Origin of the sequence: Rhodococcus sp. IC4_135 (assembly GCF_011602025.1) — a bacterium.
Classification (GTDB): Bacteria; Actinomycetota; Actinomycetes; order Mycobacteriales; family Mycobacteriaceae; genus Rhodococcus_F; species Rhodococcus_F baikonurensis.
Map to the genome: position 1 here is coordinate 64159 of NZ_JAAOLG010000018.1, position 22231 is coordinate 86389.

Annotated in this window: 22 protein-coding genes; 14 read left to right on the plus strand and 8 right to left on the minus strand. The window is 64.3% G+C overall.

Annotated features, from left to right (window positions below):
• Positions 1-2: 2 nt before the first annotated feature.
• The 5 genes from G8767_RS25245 to G8767_RS25265 all read left to right on the plus strand — a co-directional run bounded on the left by G8767_RS25245 (position 3) and on the right by G8767_RS25265 (position 4813).
• Positions 3-908 carry a TIGR03619 family F420-dependent LLM class oxidoreductase gene (locus G8767_RS25245; protein ID WP_166812501.1) on the plus strand — a complete coding sequence of 302 codons (906 nt, stop codon included), beginning with the start codon at positions 3-5 and terminating at the stop codon, positions 906-908.
• A gap of 68 nt (positions 909-976) precedes the next feature.
• On the plus strand, positions 977-1663 hold the full coding sequence (locus tag G8767_RS25250; RefSeq protein WP_166812503.1) for a nitroreductase: 687 nt from the start codon (positions 977-979) through the stop codon (positions 1661-1663).
• Positions 1664-1770: 107 nt separating this feature from the next.
• Positions 1771-2907, plus strand: a complete 1137-nt coding sequence (locus G8767_RS25255) for a methyltransferase (protein WP_166812505.1) — start codon at positions 1771-1773, stop codon at positions 2905-2907.
• Positions 2908-3084: 177 nt separating this feature from the next.
• A complete protein-coding gene (locus G8767_RS25260; RefSeq protein WP_007728810.1) occupies positions 3085-3936 on the plus strand; it encodes a Bax inhibitor-1/YccA family protein in 852 nt (283 codons plus the stop codon).
• A 121-nt stretch (positions 3937-4057) separates the two neighbouring features.
• A complete protein-coding gene (locus G8767_RS25265; RefSeq protein ID WP_166812507.1) occupies positions 4058-4813 on the plus strand; it encodes an enoyl-CoA hydratase/isomerase family protein in 756 nt (251 codons plus the stop codon).
• Between the two features lie 66 nt (positions 4814-4879).
• On the opposite strand, the gene G8767_RS25270 is transcribed toward G8767_RS25265, so the two are convergent.
• Together G8767_RS25270 and G8767_RS25275 are read right to left on the minus strand one after the other, a co-directional pair.
• Positions 4880-6097 (minus strand): acetyl-CoA C-acetyltransferase, encoded by a 1218-nt coding sequence (locus G8767_RS25270; protein ID WP_047888881.1) that lies wholly within the window; start codon positions 6095-6097, stop codon positions 4880-4882.
• A gap of 121 nt (positions 6098-6218) precedes the next feature.
• Entirely contained in the window at positions 6219-7181 is a 963-nt protein-coding gene (locus G8767_RS25275; RefSeq protein WP_172436658.1) for an SGNH/GDSL hydrolase family protein, read from the minus strand.
• 80 nt (positions 7182-7261) lie between these two features.
• Between G8767_RS25275 and G8767_RS25280 the strand changes: the two genes are divergently transcribed.
• From G8767_RS25280 to ilvA, 3 genes are all read left to right on the plus strand, one after another.
• Positions 7262-8647 (plus strand): cystathionine beta-synthase, encoded by a 1386-nt coding sequence (locus G8767_RS25280; RefSeq protein WP_095972176.1) that lies wholly within the window; start codon positions 7262-7264, stop codon positions 8645-8647.
• A 44-nt stretch (positions 8648-8691) separates the two neighbouring features.
• Entirely contained in the window at positions 8692-9864 is a 1173-nt protein-coding gene (locus G8767_RS25285) for a cystathionine gamma-synthase (RefSeq protein WP_124567085.1), read from the plus strand.
• A 135-nt stretch (positions 9865-9999) separates the two neighbouring features.
• Positions 10000-11163, plus strand: coding sequence for a threonine ammonia-lyase (ilvA, locus tag G8767_RS25290; protein ID WP_223257899.1), 1164 nt, complete (start codon positions 10000-10002; stop codon positions 11161-11163).
• 57 nt (positions 11164-11220) lie between these two features.
• On the opposite strand, the gene G8767_RS25295 is transcribed toward ilvA, so the two are convergent.
• Complete coding sequence (locus tag G8767_RS25295) at positions 11221-12015, minus strand: FAD:protein FMN transferase (RefSeq protein ID WP_124567084.1); 795 nt, start codon at positions 12013-12015, stop codon at positions 11221-11223.
• The gene (locus tag G8767_RS25300) at positions 12012-12257 is read right to left on the minus strand and encodes a hypothetical protein (protein WP_206029765.1); all 246 of its coding nucleotides are present in this window, start codon (positions 12255-12257) and stop codon (positions 12012-12014) included. Before G8767_RS25300 ends, G8767_RS25295 begins: the two co-directional genes overlap by 4 nt.
• Before the next feature lie 205 nt (positions 12258-12462).
• Between G8767_RS25300 and G8767_RS25305 the strand changes: the two genes are divergently transcribed.
• Positions 12463-13563 (plus strand): C40 family peptidase, encoded by a 1101-nt coding sequence (locus tag G8767_RS25305; RefSeq protein ID WP_095972179.1) that lies wholly within the window; start codon positions 12463-12465, stop codon positions 13561-13563.
• Positions 13564-13667: 104 nt separating this feature from the next.
• On the opposite strand, the gene greA is transcribed toward G8767_RS25305, so the two are convergent.
• Together greA and G8767_RS25315 are read right to left on the minus strand one after the other, a co-directional pair.
• A complete protein-coding gene (greA, locus tag G8767_RS25310) occupies positions 13668-14162 on the minus strand; it encodes a transcription elongation factor GreA (RefSeq protein ID WP_007726385.1) in 495 nt (164 codons plus the stop codon).
• Positions 14163-14377: 215 nt separating this feature from the next.
• Positions 14378-14803 (minus strand): DUF4307 domain-containing protein, encoded by a 426-nt coding sequence (locus G8767_RS25315; RefSeq protein WP_020970262.1) that lies wholly within the window; start codon positions 14801-14803, stop codon positions 14378-14380.
• A gap of 255 nt (positions 14804-15058) precedes the next feature.
• Between G8767_RS25315 and mca the strand changes: the two genes are divergently transcribed.
• The 3 genes from mca to G8767_RS25330 are packed head-to-tail and all read left to right on the plus strand — an operon-like array spanning position 15059 to position 18295.
• On the plus strand, positions 15059-15937 hold the full coding sequence (mca, locus tag G8767_RS25320; RefSeq protein ID WP_095972245.1) for a mycothiol conjugate amidase Mca: 879 nt from the start codon (positions 15059-15061) through the stop codon (positions 15935-15937).
• Positions 15934-16248, plus strand: coding sequence for a hypothetical protein (locus G8767_RS25325; protein ID WP_095972180.1), 315 nt, complete (start codon positions 15934-15936; stop codon positions 16246-16248). Before mca ends, G8767_RS25325 begins: the two co-directional genes overlap by 4 nt.
• A gap of 19 nt (positions 16249-16267) precedes the next feature.
• Entirely contained in the window at positions 16268-18295 is a 2028-nt protein-coding gene (locus tag G8767_RS25330) for a thioredoxin domain-containing protein (RefSeq protein ID WP_166812558.1), read from the plus strand.
• Here the strand turns inward: G8767_RS25330 and G8767_RS25335 are convergent.
• Positions 18262-18930, minus strand: coding sequence for a hemolysin III family protein (locus G8767_RS25335; protein WP_020970260.1), 669 nt, complete (start codon positions 18928-18930; stop codon positions 18262-18264). The genes G8767_RS25330 and G8767_RS25335 overlap by 34 nt on opposite strands.
• Positions 18931-19102: 172 nt before the next feature.
• On the opposite strand from G8767_RS25335, the gene G8767_RS25340 reads away from it, so the two are divergent.
• The gene (locus G8767_RS25340; RefSeq protein ID WP_166812512.1) at positions 19103-19870 is read left to right on the plus strand and encodes an isoprenyl transferase; all 768 of its coding nucleotides are present in this window, start codon (positions 19103-19105) and stop codon (positions 19868-19870) included.
• Positions 19871-19876: 6 nt separating this feature from the next.
• On the opposite strand, the gene coaA is transcribed toward G8767_RS25340, so the two are convergent.
• Complete coding sequence (gene coaA / locus G8767_RS25345) at positions 19877-20809, minus strand: type I pantothenate kinase (protein WP_095972184.1); 933 nt, start codon at positions 20807-20809, stop codon at positions 19877-19879.
• Positions 20810-20981: 172 nt separating this feature from the next.
• Between coaA and G8767_RS25350 the strand changes: the two genes are divergently transcribed.
• Complete coding sequence (locus G8767_RS25350) at positions 20982-22178, plus strand: DUF885 domain-containing protein (protein ID WP_166812514.1); 1197 nt, start codon at positions 20982-20984, stop codon at positions 22176-22178.
• Positions 22179-22231 lie beyond the last annotated feature (53 nt).

The window sequence follows — 22231 nt, forward strand, 5'->3', positions numbered from 1 at the left end:
ACATGACAACTTTCAGTCTGAACGTTCCCAATTTCGGTACGACCCTCGCGGAGAACTCCTACGGGAAACTCGTGCAGGTCTGTCAAAGTGCGGAAGCTGCCGGCTTCGACCGGGTCCTCGTCACCGATCACGTGGTGATGGGCTCGGACAACTCGGCATACACGTGGTCGGCGTTCCCCACCGAGCCCGACTCCAACTGGCTCGAACCGCTGACCGTCCTGGCTTTTGTTGCCGGACAGACGAAGACAATTCGTCTGGGGACCGGAATCGTCATCGCGGCGCTGCGCGGGGGAGCGGTACTGGCCAAGACGGCCGCGACACTCGATCTGTTGTCCGGTGGCCGACTCGACCTGGGCGTCGGAACCGGTTGGCAGGAACGCGAATACGACGCGGTCGGTATGGACTTCGGCAAAAGGGGACCATTGCTCGACGACGCTCTCGCAGTGTGCCGGGCGCTGTGGAGGTCGGCGCCGGCGAGCATCGACACTCCTCGCCTGAAATTCGATGACGTGTACTGCGCGCCCCGGCCGTCCGCGGGTATTCCGATCTGGGTGTCGGGTTCTCTGTCCAAGGCCGTCGTACGACGCGTCGCAACCTGGGGGGACGGCTGGATTCCGATCATGGGTGCCGCGGACGACGACCTACGTGAAGGGATCGACGTCATCGGGAAGGCCATGGCGGAACTCGGACGCGATCCGGCGGAATTGCAGGTTCGTGGGCGACTGACTGTCGTTCGCGGGACTGACGGTTCGATCGACCTCCCGGCGACGATGCTCGGTGCCGAACAGCTGCTCGAATCCGGTGCCACCGATGTTCTGGTCGCGTTGGCAGCGGTCGATCCCGACCCCGATGCGGCGATGGAGGAGTTCGGTGAGCTGGTGTCGGCCTTCGCAACGGTGACCCGCTGATCATCGCGCCGAGGCGATAGCTCTATCGTGCGAAGTGTTGTAGTGCAGCCTGATCGAGGAGAGAACACATGACCGAGAGCATCGTCGTGTACACGAGCCTGGAAGCGTTGCTCGATGCCCGGATCAGCTGCCGCGCCTACGAGGACCGTCAGGTGCCACGCGAGGTGATCGAGGAGATCCTTCGGTTGGCCCAGAAGACGCCGTCGTGGTGCAACACACAACCGTGGCAGGTAGCGATCACCGAAGGGGAGGGCACCGAGCGTTTCCGTGCCGGACTCGGTGAATACGTGATGGCCAACGCCCAGGAGTCGGACTTCGAGTTCCCCCGCGCGTACCAGGGCATCTACAAGTCGCGTCGGTTCGACTGCGCCATGGCGCTGTATTCGAGCGTCGGCATCGAGCACGGTGACCGCGCCGGCTCCGCGGCACAGACGATGAAGAACTTCGAGCTCTTCGGCGCTCCTCACGTCGCGATCATCACCACCGACGAGGCTTTGGGCACCTACGGCGCTGTCGACTGTGGGTTGTACGTGAACAGCTTCCTGCTCGCGGCCCAGAGTCTGGGGGTGGCGACCATTCCGCAAGCGGCGCTCGCGGGCAGTTCCAAGTTCATTCACGAGCACTTCGGCATCGACGACACTCGCAAGGTCGTGTGCGCGATCTCGTTCGGATACCCCGACACCGACCATCCGGTGAACGGATTCCGCACCGAACGCGAAACCGTCGGCAACGTCGTGCAGTGGATGACGAACTGACGGGGTTGTCGAACTGACGGGGTTGTCGAACTGACGGGGTTGTCGAACTGATCACCTGCTGGTCGGGGGATTGAGTGTTGCGCAGTTTCACCTGAAAGACTGGTGGCATGTCCGACACACCCGAACTGTTCGATCGTCTGCGCCGATTTCCCGATGTCGAGGCACCCAATCTCTTTGCCGTCGACGCGGCTGATCGCCTGATCCTCGACGAGGCCGCCGACGCTCTGGCCGCAGCGCCGGCGGGCACCGTCGTCGTGGTCGGCGATCACTACGGTGCGCTGACCGCCGGTGTTGCGCTCGTTCACGGAATCGCCGGCGTGCGGGTTCACCAGGATCCGCTCACCGGAGAGTTGGCCCTCGCGAACAATGCGCGCGAACTCGGATTCAGTGACGCCTTCACCTCGCACGGGCTGGACGAGGAGTTGCTCAGCGGTGCCCGCGTCGTGCTCATGCAATTGCCGCGTAGTCTCGCCGAACTTGCCGAGATCGCTCAGCTGATCGCGCTCCACGCCGACCCGGCGGTTCGTGTCTTCGCCGGTGGGCGTGACAAGCACATCACCCCGGCGATGAACAAGGTTCTCGGCGAATCGTTTTCCGACGTCAGCGCCTCGCGCGGGCGTCAGAAGTCCCGCGTACTCAAGGCATCGGAACCGAAGGCCGAGGTTGTCGTCACGTTCCCGATGGCCGAGCGCCTGGACGAGTTCGACCTCGACGTCGTTGCTCACGGCGCCGTGTTTGCCGGTGCGAGCCTGGACATCGGCACCCGGTTGCTCCTGGAGAACCTCGGAAAGATTGCGGTCGATCCGCTGAGTGACGTGATCGATCTGGGTTGTGGCAGCGGCATTCTCGCGGCAGCGATCGCGCGGAAGTTCCCGGACGTGCACGTGATCGCAACGGATCAGTCCTCGGCAGCCGTCGCTTCGGCTCTGGCGACCGCGTCGGCAAACGGCGTCGGCGATCGAGTGAGCGGCCTGCGCGACGACGCCGTGAGTTCGTTGCCCAGTGCGAGCGCGGATCTGGTTCTGTTGAACCCGCCGTTCCACGTCGGCGCGGCGGTGCATACCGGTGGAGCGCTCAAGATGTTCGAAGCTGCCGGCCGTGTCCTGCGTCCCGGTGGCGAGTTGTGGACTGTTCACAACGCGCATCTGGGGTATCGCGAACCGCTGAAAGCCGCGGTGGGTCCGAGCGAGGCGATGGCGAAGAACGCGAAGTTCATCGTGATGAAGTCGGTCAAACCGTCCTAGTATCGAAGAGTGTTGATCTTCCGGAAATGCGCCGGGAACTACAACCGACGCTTCGACGTTGTAAATTACGAGTGCTTTACTTTTAGTTAGGTACACGGACCGTGTCGGAAACTCGGATCCGTACGGCGAACCCGCGACGCACCCGTCGCTGGCCACCACGATGAAGGGATGATCACGGTGCGCACCACCAGCAACCCGGTGTTCCGCAATCTGCCCAAGCAAGAGGGCAACGGATACGCCTCGTTCGGATCTGCGACGGCGGGCGCCTCGCAGGCAACCCAGCAGTTCGGTCAGCCGCAGTACGCTCCGGCCGAGCCGTACCAGACCGGTCCCACCTCGCGGGCCATGACGATCGACGACGTGGTCACCAAGACGGGCATCACGCTCGGCGTGCTGACGATCTCGGCACTGGTGTCGTACTTCCTGGTCAACAACAACGCCGACCTCGCGGCCCCGCTGGTCATCGGCGGCGGACTCGTCGGCCTCGTTCTGGTTCTGGTCGCGACGTTCGGCCGCAAGATGGACAACCCGGCAATCGTGTTGGCGTATGCCGTCGCCGAGGGTCTGTTCCTCGGTGCGCTGTCGTTCATGTTCACCGATATTCAATTCGGTGGCGTCGGCGGATCGGCACTGATCGCTCAGGCGGTCCTCGGAACGTTCGGTGTGTTCTTCGGCATGCTCGTGGTTTACAAGACCGGCGCGATTCGGGTGACACCGCGTCTGACACGAATGATCATCGGCGCGTTGATCGGCGTTGTCGTTCTGGCCCTCGGTAACCTCGTCGCCAGCTTCTTCGTCGACGGTGGACTGGGACTGCGTGACGGTGGAACTCTCGCCATCATCTTCAGCCTCGTCTGCATCGGTATCGCAGCCTTCAGCTTCCTGCTCGACTTCGACGCCGCTGATCAGCTGATCCGCGCACAGGCGCCCGAGAAGGCAGCCTGGGGCGTCGCATTCGGTCTCACCGTCACCCTGGTCTGGTTGTACGTCGAGATCCTGCGTCTGCTGAGCTACTTCAACAACGACTAGTTCTCGAGTCGTTCCGTAATACAAAAGAAGGGCCCCACGAGGGGCCCTTCTTTTGTCGTCTGTGGGCGGTTACGGTGCTTGGATACCTAGCAACTGCTTGGTTTGGAACGAAGGGGTGTGAATGTCGACAAACACCACCGAACCCGTGCTGGTGGCGGACGCCGGAGCGGTGCGAACGCTGACCTTCAACAATCCGAGCCGCCTGAACGCTTTCGATGCGGCCGGTTTTCGAGCGTTCACCAAGGCGCTCGACGACGCGGCGTCGGACGAGGCCGTGGCCGTGGTGATCGTCGAGGGCTCAGGCAAGGCATTTTCCAGTGGCGTCGACCTACGCGCACTCGCCGAACCAGGTACCGACAACGCCGACTTCGGCGACGCATTCGCGCCGCTGATCGTCGCGCTGGTGGAGTTCCCGAAGCCTTTGATTGCCGCGGTGCACGGCGCTGCCGTCGGCATCGGCCTGACCATGCTGCTTTACTGCGACGTCGTCTACGTTGCCGAGGACGCACGTCTGCGGGCACCGTTCACCTCGCTGGGTACCGCTCCTGAAGCTGCCAGTAGTTGGTTGCTGCCCAAGGTGATCGGAACGCAGCGCGCCGCCGAGTTGATCCTGTCGGCGCGGTGGCTCAGCGGCGTCGAAGCAGCCGCCTACGGACTGGCGACAGCCGCAGTGCCGGCCGACCAGGTCCAGGCACGCGCCAGCGCGAGTGCCGAGCAGATTGCCGCCAACATCGGACCGGCAGTGCTTGCCGCCAAACGACTGCTCCGTCACGGTTGGGCAGACGAAGCTCGCGCTGCCGTGCAGCGTGAGGACGACGCTGCGCGAGAGTTGATTCGCGAGTTGGGGAGTTTTGCTCGGAAATTCACGACTACCTGAGACGCGACTACACGAAAGCGGCCGCCCGGCAGAAGCCGGGCGGCCGCTTTCGACGTGCTCAGGGGATCAGCTGAGGCGCTCGATCACCATTGCCATGCCCTGTCCGCCGCCGACACACATGGTCTCGACGCCGAAGGTCTTGTCCTGCTCCTGCAGGTTGTTGATCAGGGTGTTGGTGATGCGGGCACCGGTCATACCGAAGGGGTGACCCAGTGCGATCGCGCCACCGGAGATGTTGAGCTTGTCCTCTTCGATGCCCAGTTCGCGAGCGGATCCGAGGACCTGCACTGCGAATGCCTCGTTGATCTCGAACAGGTCGATGTCGGAGATCGACTTGCCGGCGATCTTCAGGGCGTTCTTGACGGCCTGGATCGGGCCGAGGCCCATGATCTCGGGAGACAGGCCCGAGACGCCGGTGGAGACGATGCGAGCGAGCGGGGTCAGGCCGAGTGCCTTCGCCTTGGTGTCGGACATGATCACCAGCGCGGCTGCGCCGTCGTTGAGCGGGCAGGCATTGCCGGCGGTGACGGTGCCGTCGGGGCGGAAGACGGGCTTGAGGCCGCTGATGCCCTCGTAGGTGGTGCCGGCGCGGGGGCCGTCGTCCTTGGAGACGACGGTGCCGTCGGCGAGCGTGACGGGCGTGATCTCACGCTCGAAGAAGCCGCGAGCGATGGCTTCCTCGGCGCGGTTCTGGCTGCGCACTGCCCAGCGGTCCTGGTCTTCGCGGGTGATGCCGGTGGCCGAAGCGACGTTCTCCGCGGTCTGGCCCATGCCCAGGTAGACGTCGGGGATCAGGCCCTCTTCGCGAGGATCGGTCCAAGCGACTCCACCCTCGGCGAGCTTGGCGCTACGGGCCTGCGCTGCGTCGAAGAGCGGGTTCTTGGTGCCCGGCAGGCCGTCGGCGTTGCCGGTGATGAAGCTGGAGACGGACTCGACGCCGGCGGAGATGAAGACGTCGCCCTCGCCTGCGCGAATGGCGTGCAGTGCCATGCGGGTGGTCTGCAGCGAGGAGGAACAGTAACGGTTGACCGTCACGCCGGGGAGGAAGTCGTAGCCGAGCTGGACGGCGACGACGCGGGCGATGTTGAAGCCCGACTGGCCGGCAGGCTGGCCGCAACCGAGCATGAGGTCGTCGATCTCGGTGGGGTCGAGTTCGGGGATCTTTGCCAACGCGGCGGCAACCATCTGAGTTGCGAGGTCATCCGGGCGGATGTCCTTGAGCGAACCCTTCATTGCGCGGCCGATGGGCGACCGTACTGCTGAGACGATTACTGCCTCGGGCATGAAAACTCCTTTTGTGTACTGCTCGTGGGCGGCGTGAAACGCCGTCGAGCAGGGCAAGTTGAATGCAGCTTCGACTTACAATTTACGTTGCCGCTCCCAGATGGTGGTCACGCAGTCTCACTCAGTTGACGTCAGGGCGCTGAACTGCGGGTTTGGTGCGTCTCGCGAAGGCTTTCCACTGGGTTGCCGCTGCCGTCAGTCGGGCCGCGACGGTGCGAGCTTGCGCCGCCTCCGAGACGTGGGGGAGTTCGGGGAGCGGGCCACCTTGCCACTCACCCAGGGCCGACGCGAGAACCGGGACGATCTGCTTCGCCGCGAGTTCGTAGCCGGCCGCGGACGGGTGGAAACGGTCGGCCGAGAACATCGTGTCGGGCGAGGCCAGGAATTCCTTGGCCAGCAGGTCGGCTAGCGGAACGGGACGACCCCCGGCGTTTCTGGTCGCGGACGCCTGGGCGAGCGCGAGACGATGACCCCATTCACGCACCACGGAGCGCAGCGGTTGCGGGATCGCCGTCACCACTCCCAGATCCGGGCAGGTTCCGACAACAACGACGGCGCCGCTCTCGCGTAGGCGTCGTACGGCGTCGCCGAGGCGTTTTGCCGAAGCGTGAATAGCGTTCTTCGCGGTGACGTCGTTGGCGCCGATCAGGATCACGGCAGCGTCCGGGGGAGGGCCGGCGACGAACATGGCGTCGACCTGCCCGCTCAATCCACGTGAGGTGGCGCCGCCGATGGCCTTGGTGCTCAAGCGGATTCGCTTCCCGGTCTCACTCGCAAGCAGTTTCGCGACCTGCACACCCGGAACTTCCGACGCCGTCAGCGCCCCGACGCCGGCCGCAGACGAATCGCCGAAGATCATCAGGTGGAGATCGAAGGGCACGGCCCGCCACCAGAGTTCCGGGTTGTCGGCGCCGGGTGCGTACACCCCGTCCGCCTCGGGTGGTTTGGCGATATTGCGACCGATCACCCCGCGGGCCGCACCCGCCTGCGACATCAGATAGTTGTAGCCCAACCAGGAGAGCGTGCCTGCACTCGATCCGGCCACCACCGTGGCCACCGACGCTTTCAGTCCGGTTCGACTCACACTTGTCAATCTAGCCGGATTGCACCGCCTTCGCCCGACGTCCGCGCGCACCGTTTTCTTTCATCTGGGAACATGGACGAATGCGCATCGCGGAACACGTCGTCGACCTCATCGGCAACACCCCACTCGTCAAGCTCACGTCCGTCACGGGCGAAAACTTCGGCACGGTGGCAGCCAAGGTCGAATACCTCAACCCTGGCGGTAGCTCCAAGGACCGCATCGCCGTCAAGATGATCGACGCAGCCGAGGCTTCGGGTGAACTGAAGCCGGGCGGCACCATCGTCGAACCGACGTCGGGCAACACCGGAATCGGCTTGGCGCTCGTGGCGCAGAAGCGTGGATACAAGTGCGTTTTCGTCTGCCCCGACAAGGTCAGCGAAGACAAGCGCAACGTCCTGCGTGCCTACGGCGCCGAGGTGGTCGTGTGCCCCACGGCCGTCGCGCCGGACAACCCGAACAGCTACTACAGCGTCTCCGACCGCCTCACCCGTGAGATCCCCGGCGCCTGGAAGCCCAACCAGTACTCCAACCCGGGCGGACCGGAGAGCCACTACGAGACCACCGGTCCCGAGATCTGGGCCGACACCGACGGCAAGATCACGCACTTCGTCGCGGGCGTCGGCACCGGCGGCACCATCACCGGCACCGGCCGCTACCTCAAGGAAGTTTCGGGCGGCAAGGTCAAGGTCATCGGCGCAGACCCCGAGGGTTCCGTCTACTCCGGTGGCACCGGTCGTCCGTACCTGGTCGAGGGCGTCGGCGAAGACTTCTGGCCGTCGGCATACGACCCGTCCATCCCCGACGAGATCATCGCCGTCTCTGATGCCGATTCCTTCGAGATGACGCGTCGCCTCGCCCGCGAGGAGGGGCTACTGGTCGGCGGTTCCTGCGGCATGGCCGTCGTCGCTGCCCTCGAAGTGGCCAAGCGCGAGGGCCCCGACGCTCTGATCGTCGTCCTCCTCCCGGACGGTGGCCGCGGATACCTGTCCAAGATCTTCAACGATCAGTGGATGGCGTCGTACGGATTCCTCCGCACCCCGCTCGACGGCAAGGCGAACGTCCCCACCGTCGGCGACGTTCTGCGCGGCAAGTCGGGCGAGTTGCCGGACCTCGTTCACACCCACCCGTCGGAGACTCTGCGCGACGCGATCGAGATCCTGCGCGAGTACGGCGTGTCCCAGATGCCTGTCGTCGGTGCTGAACCGCCGGTCATGGCAGGCGAGGTCGCCGGAAGTGTGTCCGAGCGGGATCTGCTGAGCGCGGTCTTCGAAGGCCGTGCGCACCTGGCGGATTCCGTCGAGAAGCACATGAGCAAGCCGTTCCCGCTCATCGGGTCCGGCGAGCCGGTCTCGGCTGCCACGAAGGCGCTCGGTGACACCGACGCACTCATGGTCGTCGACGACGGCAAGCCGGTCGGCGTGATCACGCGCCACGATCTCCTGGGTTTCCTGAGTTCGGATTCCTGAGTACAGATTCCTGCGCCGGGGCCGGCGCCGTTAGGCTGGGGATCATGAGTGAGCAACGCAGCAAGGCCGACAACATCAGCTGGCAGGGTTTCTCCACTAAGGCAGTGCATGCGGGTTACGAACCCGATCCGCTGACCGGTGCTGTCAACGTGCCGATCTACGCAAGTTCCACCTTCGCCCAGGACGGCGTCGGTGGAATGCGTAGTGGCTTCGAGTATGCGCGGACGGGCAACCCGACCCGTCGCCCGCTCGAGGCGAACCTCGCCGCGCTCGAATCCGGAACCTACGGTCGAGCGTTCAGTTCGGGAATGGCGGCCACCGACTGCCTGCTCCGATCGGTACTTCGACCGGGCGATCACCTGGTCATCCCCGACGACGCGTACGGCGGAACCTTCCGCCTCATCGACAAGGTCTTCACGCAGTGGGGGATCGAGTACACCCCGGCGCCGGTGTCCGACGTCGATGCGGTGCGCGCGGCAATGAAGTCCAACACCAAGCTGGTCTGGGTCGAGACCCCCACGAACCCGCTGCTCAACATCGGTGACATCGAGCTCCTCGCCGAGATCGCCCACGAGGGCAACGCAAAGATCGTGGTGGACAACACCTTTGCGTCGCCGTACCTGCAGCAGCCGCTGCAGCTCGGCGCCGACATCGCGCTGCATTCCACCACCAAGTACATCGGCGGACACTCCGACGTGGTCGGTGGCGCTCTCGTCTGCAACGACGAAGAACTGGACACCGCGTTTGCCTTCCTGCAGAACGGATCCGGCGGCGTTCCCGGCCCGTTCGACGCGTTCCTGACGTTGCGCGGAATCAAGACACTGGCACTGCGCATGGAGCGTCACAGTGACAATGCGGAGAAGGTCGTCGAATTGCTCGACGGTCATCCCGCTGTTGCCAGCGTCATCTACCCCGGACTGGCTTCGCATCCGTCGCACAAGGTCGCGGCCAAGCAGATGCGACGCTTCGGCGGCATGATCTCCGTGCGTCTCAAGGGTGGCAAGGCGGCAGCTCTCGACCTGTGCTCGCGCACCGAGATCTTCACGCTGGCAGAATCTCTCGGCGGCGTCGAATCCCTCATCGAGTTCCCCGGCGCGATGACCCATGCCTCGACGGCCGGTTCCGCGCTCGAGGTTCCCGACGATCTGGTTCGCCTGTCGGTCGGCATCGAAGACGCCTCCGATCTGGTCGGCGACATCGAGCAAGCACTGTCCTGATCTTCGCTCTACGGTAATTCGACTTCGAACCTGCAGTGCGCCTTCACACCTCACGAGGGTGTGGAGGCGCACTTTCTGGAGGCATGCGTGAATCTCGAACAGATCAAAGCTGCACAGCAACTTCTCGCCCCGGTCATGCGCCGTACCCCGGTGGTCGCCTCGCGAGTGTTGTCTGAAACCACCGGCTTCGCCGTGAGCTTGAAATGTGAAAACCTGCAACGCACCGGCTCTTTCAAACCTCGCGGCGCCTACAACCGCATCGCCAACCTGTCTGCGGAGGAACGGGCGGCGGGTGTGGTGGCGGCCAGCGCCGGCAACCATGCGCAGGGAGTTGCCTGGTCTGCAACAGAATTGGGAATCAAGTCGACGGTCTTCATGCCGACCGGGGCGCCGCTGCCGAAGTTGGTGGCCACCAAGGCATATGGGGCTCAGGTCCACCTGCACGGTTCGACTGTCGACGAAGCACTCGTCGCCGCTCGCGAATTCGCAGACCGGACCGGAGCTGTCCTGGTTCACCCGTTCGACCACGAGGACGTCGTGGCGGGGCAGGGGACGGTGGGGCTCGAAATCCTCGAGCAACTCCCCGAGGTGGGCACGATCCTCGTCCCCACCGGCGGCGGCGGGTTGATCGCCGGCGTGGCTGCCGCAGTCAAAGCTGTACGCCCACAGGTGCGCATCGTCGGAGTGCAGGCCGAGACCGCGGCGGCCTGGCCGGCGTCGTTGGCAGCCGGGAAGCCGACCGCATTGGCGTCGATGTCCACGATGGCAGACGGTATCGCCGTGGGCTGCCCTGGCGAGGTTCCGTTCGCCGAGGTTGCCGCGCATGTCGACGCGGTGGTGACGGTCAGCGAGGAAGCGTTGTCCAAAGCGCTCCTGCTGTGCCTCGAACGCGCCAAGCTGATCGTCGAACCGGCAGGCGTCGCGGCCGTTGCGGCCTTGATGACGTGCTCTCCGGAAGAGCTGGGACTGACCGGGCCGGTGTGCGCCGTTCTTTCCGGCGGCAATATCGATCCGCTGCTGCTCACACACGTCATCTCCCACGGACTGCGGGCAGCCGGACGGTTCCTCGGCGTTCACATCACCATCGACGATCGGCCGGGCGCACTGGTGTCGCTGCTCGAAGTGGTTCGGGCGAACGGCGCCAGCGTGGTCGACGTCATCCACTCCCGTACCGGTGGCGAACTCGCGCTCGACGAAGTGGAAGTCTTCCTCACCGTCGAGACGCGTGGTCCGGACAACAAGGCAGAACTTCTCACCGCCTTCGACCGCGCCGGCTACGCAGTGCGCTTGCAGAACTGACGCGCTTGCAGAACTGACGCGCTTGCAGAACTGACGCGCTTGCAGAACTGACGCGACTTACTCGTCAGGCCAGCCGCCCAGAACCGTTACGCGGTACTCCTGGTCGACCAGCCTGGCGGGTACGTCGAGTTGATGTAGCCAGTCGATGGCCGAACCGCTCATGCCGACCGCAACCCGACTGAATGCGGCGGCCTGGGCGCAGGAGGACGCAATCACCGACACCGTGCGCCACATCGGCGTCGCCGTCGATTCGCGGTGCAGTGGTTTGACGGTGCTGGCCGTGGCGATCCCACAGTCGGACGGGAGAGCTACTTGGCACGTCGGATCGCCGGGTAGGTCTTGAACCTGAATCTGCCAGCCGTCTTCCGGCGCCGGACCGGCAACCGCGATGTCGCCGCCGAGGCCGACCAGCACTCCGCACCCGAGAAGCGTGGCAGTCGATGCCGCGCAGTGATCCGCCGAACTGGCACGAGCGGTCGCGGAGAGGTCGAGGACTACGTCGTCCGGGCTGTACACGCGGTTGTGCTCGACGCGAATCTTCCACCAGGAGTGCGGGTCTGCCGAGCCGGCCGTTGGTGTGAGTTTGCCGTCGGTCAGCCGTGCGACAGCCAACGCGTCTTCGAGGAAGTGCGCGAACATGGGCGTCACGACGACGCCGTCGACGTTGCTTGCGGCGCTGACGTAGGTTCGAATCTCGGAGTCGGCACGATCTCGATTGGTGGCGGCGTCGGCAGCGGTGAGGTAACCGCGAACCAGGCTGGCCGCGGAGGGCAGGACTTCAGGGTCGGTGACGACAACCCGAGCCTGCACGCCCCAGGTGAGCCACTCGGAGGCCGAGCGCGGCGTGCTCACGAACCGTTGGAAACGGCGTCCGGGGTTCCGAATCCGGCGACCACGACGGGCCGCTTCACAGCGGGATTCTTGGTGTGAGAAGCCGAGGTGTCCGGCGCGAGAGCCGTGGCAGTGGGAGAAGAAACGAGAGAAAGTCCGCCGCTTGCGAGTGCTCCCGCCACAGCCGTGGCTGCGAGGGCGAGGCGAACGGGTCGATACACCGTAGTGCGTCCCCGGGCGGGTCGTGGCCGATCGTCGCTCATGCACTCAGCTTGCACGCCGAACCTGAGAAAAGCCTTGGCGTCTGTAGTCATTTGCGTAACGCCCACCGAGATAAATGAGACATTGGTTACAGGAGTCGCGAGACTGAGCAGTGTCGAATGCATGTTCGAAAGAGTAGATGTTCGCACCGACAAGTTTCGGGTACGACCACGTACGTAGATTTTCAGAGGTTTATCGGAGGTTCGGATGGCAGTCGGTGTCCTGGCGATCGCTGTGTCGATCGGCACCGCACTGGGCGTGATGAGTGGAACTCTCGGAGCGCCCGCACAAGTCGAGAAGAACGAGTCTTCGAATGCTGCAGTCACACTCGCAGCCTGGAACGGACCGGCACGAACTCAGGACACGCCTGAGGGAATCGTGCCGTCCGTACCCTCCAACTTTCCGGGAGCGACGTTGGCGCCCGTGGGAGCGGTGGCGGTGTTCGCGCCGTGGATCAAGAAGGCCGGCGCACTGTGCTCCGAGATCACCCCTGCGGTGATCGCCTCGTTGTACTCGGTCGAGAACGGATTCAAGTACGGACCCGATACCGACATCTCACCGGAAGGTGGGCGCGGGCCTGGCCGTTTCACCACTGCGGCGTGGACCGCTTACGGCAAGGACGGCGACGGCGACGGGAAGATGGACATCCTGGGTGTCGCCGACCCGGTGATGACAACCGGCTACCGGTTGTGCGATCTCGTCAAGCAAGCGCAGTCCTGGCAGAAGTCCGGTGAGGTCGAGGGCGATACCGTCGACCTCGCGCTCGCTGCCTACGACGTCGGACCCGACGCCGTACGTGAAGCGGGTGGCGTACCGGCAGACAAGTCGGGCGAGGTTCCCGCGGAGCAGGCGGTCGCCGCTCCGTTCGTCGCTCAGATCAAATCTCTGCAGGACTCTTTCGCCCTGATGCTCGCACCCTTCGACTACAACAACCTCGCCGCCGCAGTCGGCGGTGTCGTCGAGGCCGGTCTGAAGTTTCTCGGTTTGCCCTACGTCTGGGGCGGCGGAAACATCAACGGGCCGTCGATGGGCGGGTTCGACTGCTCGGGTCTGACGTCGTACGCGATCCACGCGGCCACCGGCGTGACGCTGCCGCGGACCTCCGAGACACAGTGGGGCGTCGGCGTCGAGATCCCGCTGGATCAGGCGCAGCCCGGTGACCTGTTGTTCGGCAACTGGCAGGCAGGCGGCCCCGGCCACGTGGCGATCTACGTCGGCAACGGTCAGATGCTTCACGCACCCACATTCGGTGACGTGGTGAAGGTCGGCCCGATCTTCGCCGGCATGAAGGCTCGCCGCGTGGTGTGAGTGAGCCGGAACAGCAAGCGCCGACAGAGCAAGAAGCGCCACCCGACCAAGTCGGGTGGCGCGTCTTTTCAGAGCTGGTGCTTCTTCGGCGTTCGTACGGCCGATCAGCTGTGGTAAGGCTCCGCGCTCAGCAGCGTGACCTTCATGGTGCTGCCGTTGGGCAGGTTGTACTCACGAGTGTCGCCGACCTTGGCTTCGAGCAGCGCGCCGCCCAGCGGTGAGTTCGGGGAGTAGACCTCGAGCTTGGCGTCACGTGCGCCTTCTTCGCGGGTAGCGATCAGGAACGTCTCGGTGTCACTCTCGTCGCCGTCGTAGTAGACCTTGACTACGGATCCGGGCAGTGCAACACCGGACTGAGTGGGGGCCTCGCCGACCTTTGCGCTGTTCAGCAGCTCCTGGAGCTGGCGAATGCGGGCTTCCTGCTGACCCTGCTCTTCGCGGGCAGCGTGGTAGCCACCGTTCTCTTTCAGGTCACCCTCTTCGCGACGCTCGTTGATCTCGGCGGCGATGACCGGGCGATTGGCGATGAGCTGGTCGAGTTCGTTCTTGAGCCTGTCATGTGATTCCTGGGTAAGCCAGGTCACCTGGGTCTCGGTCATCTCGATCACTCCCTAGTAGTCGGAGCCGGGGGCTCCCTCGACGATCGCTGCAACAGCAGCGAACAACGACTCGGACACATCACCGAAGATGCAACCTGGCCGTCAATGCAGCAATACACGGTTCCACCCGGAACCGTGTATCGGGCAATTCTATCACGCATGACTACCCACCCTGTCCGTCGCCAAACGTCCGGCAGGGTGGGTGCGTTCCGAGGTCAGCTCTTTGTCAGGTACTCCGGAACGTCGAAGCTGCAGCCGTAGACGTCGGCCATGCCTGGCGGCTGGGACGTCTTGACCTCGGTGTTGAACTCGAGGGTTTGATGCTCAGACGACGGGACGTAGACCTCACGTCGTCCGGTTTCGGAACCGTCCTTCGAGCGAGCGCGCACGATGCACATCGCGTCACGTGACGAGTCGTCGCGCGTGACGGTGAAGCGGATCTTCACCGTGGAGTCGTTGGCGATGTCGAACGAGATGGTCTCGGTCTCGATTTCCTTGACCGCAAATTTTCCGTATGCGTAGTACGCGATTCCGCCGCCTACGACGATGACGAGAGCGGTCAGAGCCCACACCATCCACTTGCGGGGACTGCCCGTGCGAGTAGTGCTCGGGTACCGATCTTGGGGAAGCGGTTTGCTCATCACTCTGCTCTCGAAGACTCGAGTTCACGTGTCGTGCAGCAACTGACTGCGCCCCACCGAACTACTGAAGGGGTCACGGCTGCGCCAGGAACTCTCGGGTGGAACTATAGAGGACGTGTCCCGTCGCGCCGTCGGTAGGTTTGTCGGCAGTCGGTACGTTTGACGGCGAAGGCCCGGAGTAATCCGAGCACTGCACAGCGTGTGAATCGAAGACTGCCGGTAACGGCTAGAGGTGAAGTTGAGGTGAACGAACACGTGAGCGGATTCCGGCTCATGGCCGTCCATGCCCATCCCGACGACGAGTCGAGCAAGGGTGCGGCCACCACCGCCCGTTATGCAGCCGAAGGCCACGAAGTGATGGTCCTGACGCTCACCGGGGGCGAGCGTGGCGACATTCTCAACCCGGCCATGGACGTTCCCGGCGTCCGCGATCGAATCAGCGAAGTCCGCCAGGAGGAGATGGCCGAGGCCGCTCGCATTCTGGGCGTGAAGCAGCGCTGGCTCGGTTTCGTCGATTCCGGGCTTCCCGAGGGCGACCCGCTTCCGCCGCTGCCCGAAGGGTGCTTCGCCCTCGTTCCGCTCGAAGAGTCGACGCGCGCGCTGGTCAAGGTGATTCGCGAGTTCCGTCCCCACGTCGTCACGACGTACGACGAGAACGGTGGATACCCGCACCCGGATCACATCCGGTGCCACGAGGTGACGATGGCTGCGTACGAGGCCGCCGCCGATCCCGAGTACTTCCCCGAGGACGGGGAGCCGTGGGAGATCAAGAAGGTCTACTACTCGCACGGGTTCATCCGTAAGCGCCTCGAACTCTTCCAGGAGGAGTACGAGCGTCGCGGTGAGCCGTTCCCGATGGCGGACTGGCTCAAGAAGTGGAAGACCGAGCGTGGCGACATGATGGTCCGGGTGACCACTCAGGTCACGTGCGGCGATTACTTTCCCCAGCGAGACGACGCCCTGCGTGCGCACGCGACGCAGATCGATCCCAACGGTTCGTTCTTCGCTGTGCCGCTCGACATTCAGCAGAAGATCTGGCCCACCGAGGAATTCGAGCTCGCCAAGACGCGGGTCACCACGTCCATTCCGGAAACCGACCTGTTCGCAGGTCTCGAAGAGGACGCTCAGAAGTGAATGCTCTGTCCGCCGAGGTAATCCTCGGCACCACACAATTTCTTGCTCAGACCCCGAGTAATCCATCCGGCCCGGAGTTCGGAAAGTCGTCTCCGGTCGGCCTGGTGGTCATTCTTGCGCTGCTCATCGGTGTGATCCTTCTGGTCCGGTCGATGAATCGTCAGCTCAAGAAGCTGCCGGAAACCTTCGAACCGGATCATCCCGAACTCGATCAGCAGGCAGACGAAGGCACCGACCGGGGAGCCATCACAGCTCCGAGCCCGGCGGAACCGAACGTCTCTACCGAGAAGAAGCCGAAGCAAGAATCCTGAGACGAACGAGGTAGGGATGATGGACCCACGGATGCGGAACAACCTGGGTGGGTCCTCGAGCCCCTACCTGCGTCAGCACGCCGACAATCCGGTCCACTGGCAACAGTGGGGTGAAGAAGCGATGGAGTGGGCGCGCGAGCGCGACGTGCCGATCCTTCTCTCGATCGGGTACTCGGCGTGCCACTGGTGCCACGTCATGGCGCACGAGTCGTTCGAGAACGACGAGATCGCGGCCATCATGAACGAGAACTTCGTCTGTGTGAAGGTGGACCGCGAAGAGCGTCCCGACATCGACGCCGTTTACATGAATGCGACGGTCGCGATGACCGGCCAGGGCGGCTGGCCGATGACGTGTTTCCTGACTCCCGACGGTTCCCCCTTCTACTGCGGTACGTACTACCCGCCGGCGCCTCGCGGCGGAATGCCCTCGTTCACACAGCTTCTCGAAGCGATCGCGGACACCTTCACCAATCGGCGCGACGAGGTCGACAACGCGGCGCAGTCGATCGTGACGGAACTTCAGCGCGCGTCGGGCGGAATTCCGTACGGCGGAGCGCCTGTCGACGCGGAGTTGCTCGATGCGGCGGGTCGATCGATCCTCGGTGACGAAGACATCCCGCGCGGGGGATTCGGTGGGGCACCGAAGTTTCCGCCGTCGGCCCTGTTGGAGGGACTACTCCGGCAGTTCGAGCGAACGGGTTCGGGCGAGATCCTCGGCGGCATCGAGCGCACCGCCGAAGCAATGGCTCGTGGTGGTATCTACGACCAGTTGGGTGGCGGTTTCTCGCGCTACTCGGTCGATGCCGAGTGGGTAGTTCCGCACTTCGAGAAGATGCTCTACGACAACGCGTTGCTCCTGCGGTTCTACGCGCACTGGGCGCGGCGAACCGGGTCGGACCTGGCCACTCGCGTCACCGAGGAGACCGCAAGGTTCCTGCTTTCCGATCTGCTGACCGAGAACGGTTGCTTCGCTTCGGCTCTCGATGCCGACACCGGCGGCATCGAAGGCCTCACGTACGTATGGACGCCGGCGCAGTTGGTCGAGGTACTCGGTGCGGAGGACGGACAGTGGGCGGCGGACTTGTTCCGGGTCACCGATACCGGCACGTTCGAAGAGGGTGCTTCGGTATTGCAGTTGCTCCGAGACCCCGACGACTGGTCACGCTGGCAGCGGGTCTCCGACGCCCTACGCGCTGTCCGGGCCGGGCGTCTGCAGCCTGGTCGCGACGACAAAGTGGTGACGGCCTGGAACGGGCTGACCGTCACGGCGTTGACGGAAGCGGGGTTGGCCCTGGATCGACCCGACTGGATCGCTGCGGCAGCCGAGTGTGCAGGAACTCTCCTCGACCTCCACCTGGTGGACGGTCACTTGCGTCGCGCATCCCTCGGTGGGGCTGTCGGTGCCCCGACGGGCGTGCTCGAGGATTACGCAATGTTGGCCACCGGCCTCCTGGCTCTCTACCAGGCAACGGGATTGGCGCGGTGGCTCGATGCGGCGCAGCAGTTGCTCGACGTCACTGTCGACCACTTCGCTGATCCGGCCGAGCCGGGAAGCTGGTTCGACACGGCCGATTTCGCGGAGTCGCTCGTGACTCGGCCCCGAGACCCGTTGGACGGCGCGACGCCGTCCGGTGCGTCGAGCGTCGCGGAGGCTCTGTTGACCGCAGCGGCGTTGACCGATGCCGAGCGCTCTTCTCGTTACGCACAGGCCGCGGCGGACGCGCTGGCGAGGGCCACGCTGCCGCTCGAGCGTGCGCCTCGGTCGGCGGGGCACTGGCTCGCGGTGGCGGAAGCGTCGTTGCGCGGTCCGATACAGGTGGCCGTCGTCGGGGAAGGTTCACTGTTGGCCGATGCCCGTCGGCTTGCCCCGGGCGGTGCAGTGGTTGTCGGCGGTGCACCGGATTCTTCACCGCTGCTTGCGGATCGACCCCTTGTCGACGGTGGTGAAGCCGCGTACATCTGCCGGGGATTCGTGTGTGATCGGCCGGTGACGACGGTGGTGGAACTGGCGAGTCAGTTGAACACGACGAGCCATACCGCGATGTAGTGGCAGATCGCTGCGATGACGGTGGCAGCGTGGAAGAACTCGTGATGCCCGAACGTCGTGGGCCACGGGTTGGGCCATTTCGTCGCGTACAGAATTGCGCCGACGCTGTAGAAGATCCCGCCGACGAGCAGCAGCACCATCGGCGCCACACCGACCTGGTGTGTCAGTTCACCGACCACTGGAACGATCGCCCAGCCGAGGAGAAGATAGAGCGGTACCCCCACCCATTTCGGCGCGGTGGGCCAGAGCATCTTGAGGGCCACGCCGGCCAGCGCGCCTGCCCACACGATCGCAAGAATGATCTTGCCGGTGTGGGTAGGGAGACCGAGCATGGCGAACGGTGTGTAGCTGCCGGCGATGAAGAGAAAGATCATCGAATGGTCCGCACGCTTCATCCACGTACGGCCCTTGACGGTCTGCCACTGGATACGGTGATAGGTCGCGCTGATGCCGAAGAGGCCGCAGATCGTGATGCTGTAGATCGCGGTTGCCCAAGCCGCCTTGGCGCCTACCTGAGCGCCGGCTACGGAGACGAGAACGATGCCTGCGACGACGGAGACACCGAGCGCCCACAGGTGGATCCAACCGCGCATGCGTGGTTTGACTGGAAGCTCGTCGAGCCCGAATGCCGTCATGTGCAACCCCTCTCGTTCCGTGTTGTTGCGAACCGCGTAACCTACGGTACCGTAGGTTACGCACCAGTAGCATAACCTACCTGCGGATTTTCGACGCGCACAAAAAGCGTGACGGCGCTCGCATGTGGCGGTGACCGGCGGGCGTACTCTTTGACACCATGGTGATGTCACGGTGAATCTGCGCGGACTGCTGTACAGCATCTACGAGCGACGGCTCCTCAGTCATCTCGACGGTCTCGCGCACCCACGGCACGTCGCCGTGATGTGTGACGGAAATCGGCGATGGGCTCGCGAGAACGGCTTCACCGATGTCAGTCACGGGCACCGCATGGGCGCACTCAAGATCGCCGAATTGCTCGAGTGGTGTGATGCCGCCGGGATCGAGATGGCAACCATCTATCTGCTATCGACCGAGAACCTGCGCCGCGAGCCGGAAGAGCTCGAAACCCTCCTCGAAATCATCACCGACGTCGTTGAAGAGATCTCCGGGCCCGGCAAGAACTGGAGTGTGCAGATCGTCGGTGCCCTCGATCTTCTGCCACCCGAGCAGTCCAGGCGGTTGCGCGAAGCTGCCGCCGGAACCAGCGGTCGAACCGGCACGCATGTCAACGTCGCGATCGGATACGGCGGACGACAGGAGATCGCCGACGCCGTCCAATCGCTCCTGCGCGACAAGATCGGTGAGGGGCTGGGTGGAGACGAACTGATCCAGGCGGTCACGGTCGACGGCATCGACGGTCACCTCTACACGTCGGGCCAACCCGATCCGGACCTCGTGATTCGCACGTCCGGCGAGCAGCGGCTCTCCGGATTCCTGTTGTGGCAGAGCGCTTATTCGGAAATCTGGTTCACCGAGGCGTACTGGCCCGAGTTCCGCCGAGTCGATTTCCTTCGGGCCTTGCGTGACTACGCGGCGCGCCACCGACGGTTCGGCGCCTGAGCGGACTCAGAGCTTGCGCAGTCGGAGCCGGTTGATCGTGTGATCGGCGTCCTTGCGCAGCACCAGGGTGGCGCGAGGGCGGGTAGGAAGAATGTTCTCCACCAGGTTCGGGTGGTTGATCGAGTTCCAGATCTCCTTCGCCGCGATGGTCGCGTCACGGTCGGAGAGCCCCGAGTAGTGGTGGAAGTGAGCGCTGGGATCGGCGAACGACGTATTGCGGAGCGCGAGGAATCGCTGGATGTACCAGGCTTCGATGTCCTCGATCCGGGCGTCGACGTAGATCGAGAAGTCGAAGAGGTCGGAGACCATCAGACGCGGACCCGTTTGCAGGACGTTGAGGCCTTCGATGATGAGGATGTCCGGCTGGCGGATGAGGTGGTACTGGCCCGGGATGATGTCGTACGAGGTGTGCGAATACACCGGCGCTGCTACTTCTTCGGCGCCGGACTTCACCTCGGTGACGAAGCGCAACAACTTGCGGCGATCGTAGCTCTCGGGAAAACCCTTGCGGTGCATGATGCCTCGCCGCTGGAGTTCCTTGGTCGGATAGAGGAATCCGTCCGTGGTGACGAGATCGACGCGCGGATGGTGATCCCAGCGAGCCAGGAGGGCTTGCAGCACACGAGCCGTCGTGGATTTACCGACGGCAACCGAACCGGCCACACCGATGACGAAGGGCACCTGACGATCCGGATGCTTCTCGCCGAGGAACGTCGCGGTGGCCGCGAACAGTCGTTGGCGTGCCGCCACCTGCAGGTGGATCAGACGCGCGAGGGGGAGATACACCTCGGCAACTTCTTCGAGATCGATCTGCTCGCCGAGACCACGCAGGCCGTACAACTCGTCCTCGGTCAACACCAATGGCGTCGACTTGCGCAGTGTCCGCCACTGCTTGCGGTCGAACTCGACGTAGGGACTCGATTCGTTGGTGCGCGCCATCAGCCCAGCTCACCGGCGCGTAGTGAACCCGGGGCCCGGCGGACGAAACAGCTATGCGAGCAAGCCAGGCGCGTGTGCGCACGATCCGAGTGCATAGTCGGATTGTGCTCGGTGCCACGTCCGGGACTTTCGCCGGGTGGCATTCCGGAGCGAGCGACTAGGCTCGGTAGTTATGGATCCAGACACACTTGTTCGCCAATACCTGCTGCTCGGACTGGGTTTCGACCGTCTCGAAGACGGGTTCGTCGACGCGTTCACCGGTGACCCGGCGCTGCGTAAGCAGGTCGAGAGTGCCCCGAAGCCCGATCCGCGTGAACTTGCCCGCACGGCACGTGAATTGCGCGGCGAACTGGCCGGAAGTGGTCTGAATGCCGAACGCGCCCATTTCATCGACGTTCACCTGCGTGCCCTGGAATGCTCCGGGCGCAAGTTCGCGGGTGAGGACATCGGCTTCGTGGACGAGGTGGAGGCGTATTTCGACGTACGAATCGACAAGGGAAACGAGGATGCCTACAGCGACGCACACCGGTTGATGGGTGAAGTTCTGCCCGGTCCGGGACCGTTGGCCGAGCGGGTGCAGGCGCATCGCAAGGCCGACGAGATCCCTGCGGCGAGACTGAACGAGTGCGTCGAGGCGATGTCGAGCGCGCTGCGTGATCTGGTTCGCGGCACCTTCGGGCTCCCCGCGTCGGAAACCGTCGAATACGAAGTGGTGGGGGACAAGCCGTGGTCCGGCTTCAACTACTACCTCGGTGACTACCGCTCCAAGGTCGCGATCAATTCGGATCTGCCGCAGTTCATGGCCAACCTGCCGCGGCTGATCGCGCACGAGTCCTACCCCGGCCATCACACCGAGCATTGCCGCAAGGAAGCCGGCCTCGTGGGAACCGGCCAACTCGAGCAGACGCTGTTTCTGGTCAACACGCCGCAGTGCATCATGGCCGAAGGCCTCGCGGATCTGGCGCTCGAAGCGATAGTCGGCCCGGACTGGGGTTTGTGGGCGCAGGAAATCTACGCCGACCTCGGATTGTCTTTCGACGGTGACAAGGCGCAACGGCTCTCCGCCGCGTCGGGGCAACTGCTGAGCGTTCGTCAGGACGCCGCTCTGATGTTGCACGACGAGGGGCGCAGCCTCGACGACGTTGCCCTCTTCCTGGAACGGTGGTCGCTGTCGACGCCGGAACGCGCTCGCCAATCGCTCAAGTTCCTCTCGTCACCGCTGTGGCGCGCTTACACCAGCACGTATGTCGAGGGATACCGGCTGCTCGGGGGCTGGCTGGACGAGGTGCCGGTGGGCGCAGAGCGCACCGAACGGTTCCGCAGGCTGCTCGACGAGCCGCTGGTCCCCAGCTCTCTGCGTGCTGCCTAGTGCCGGGTGGAGACGGCGGGAGCGAACTTCGTAGACTGGACGCATTCGTTTCC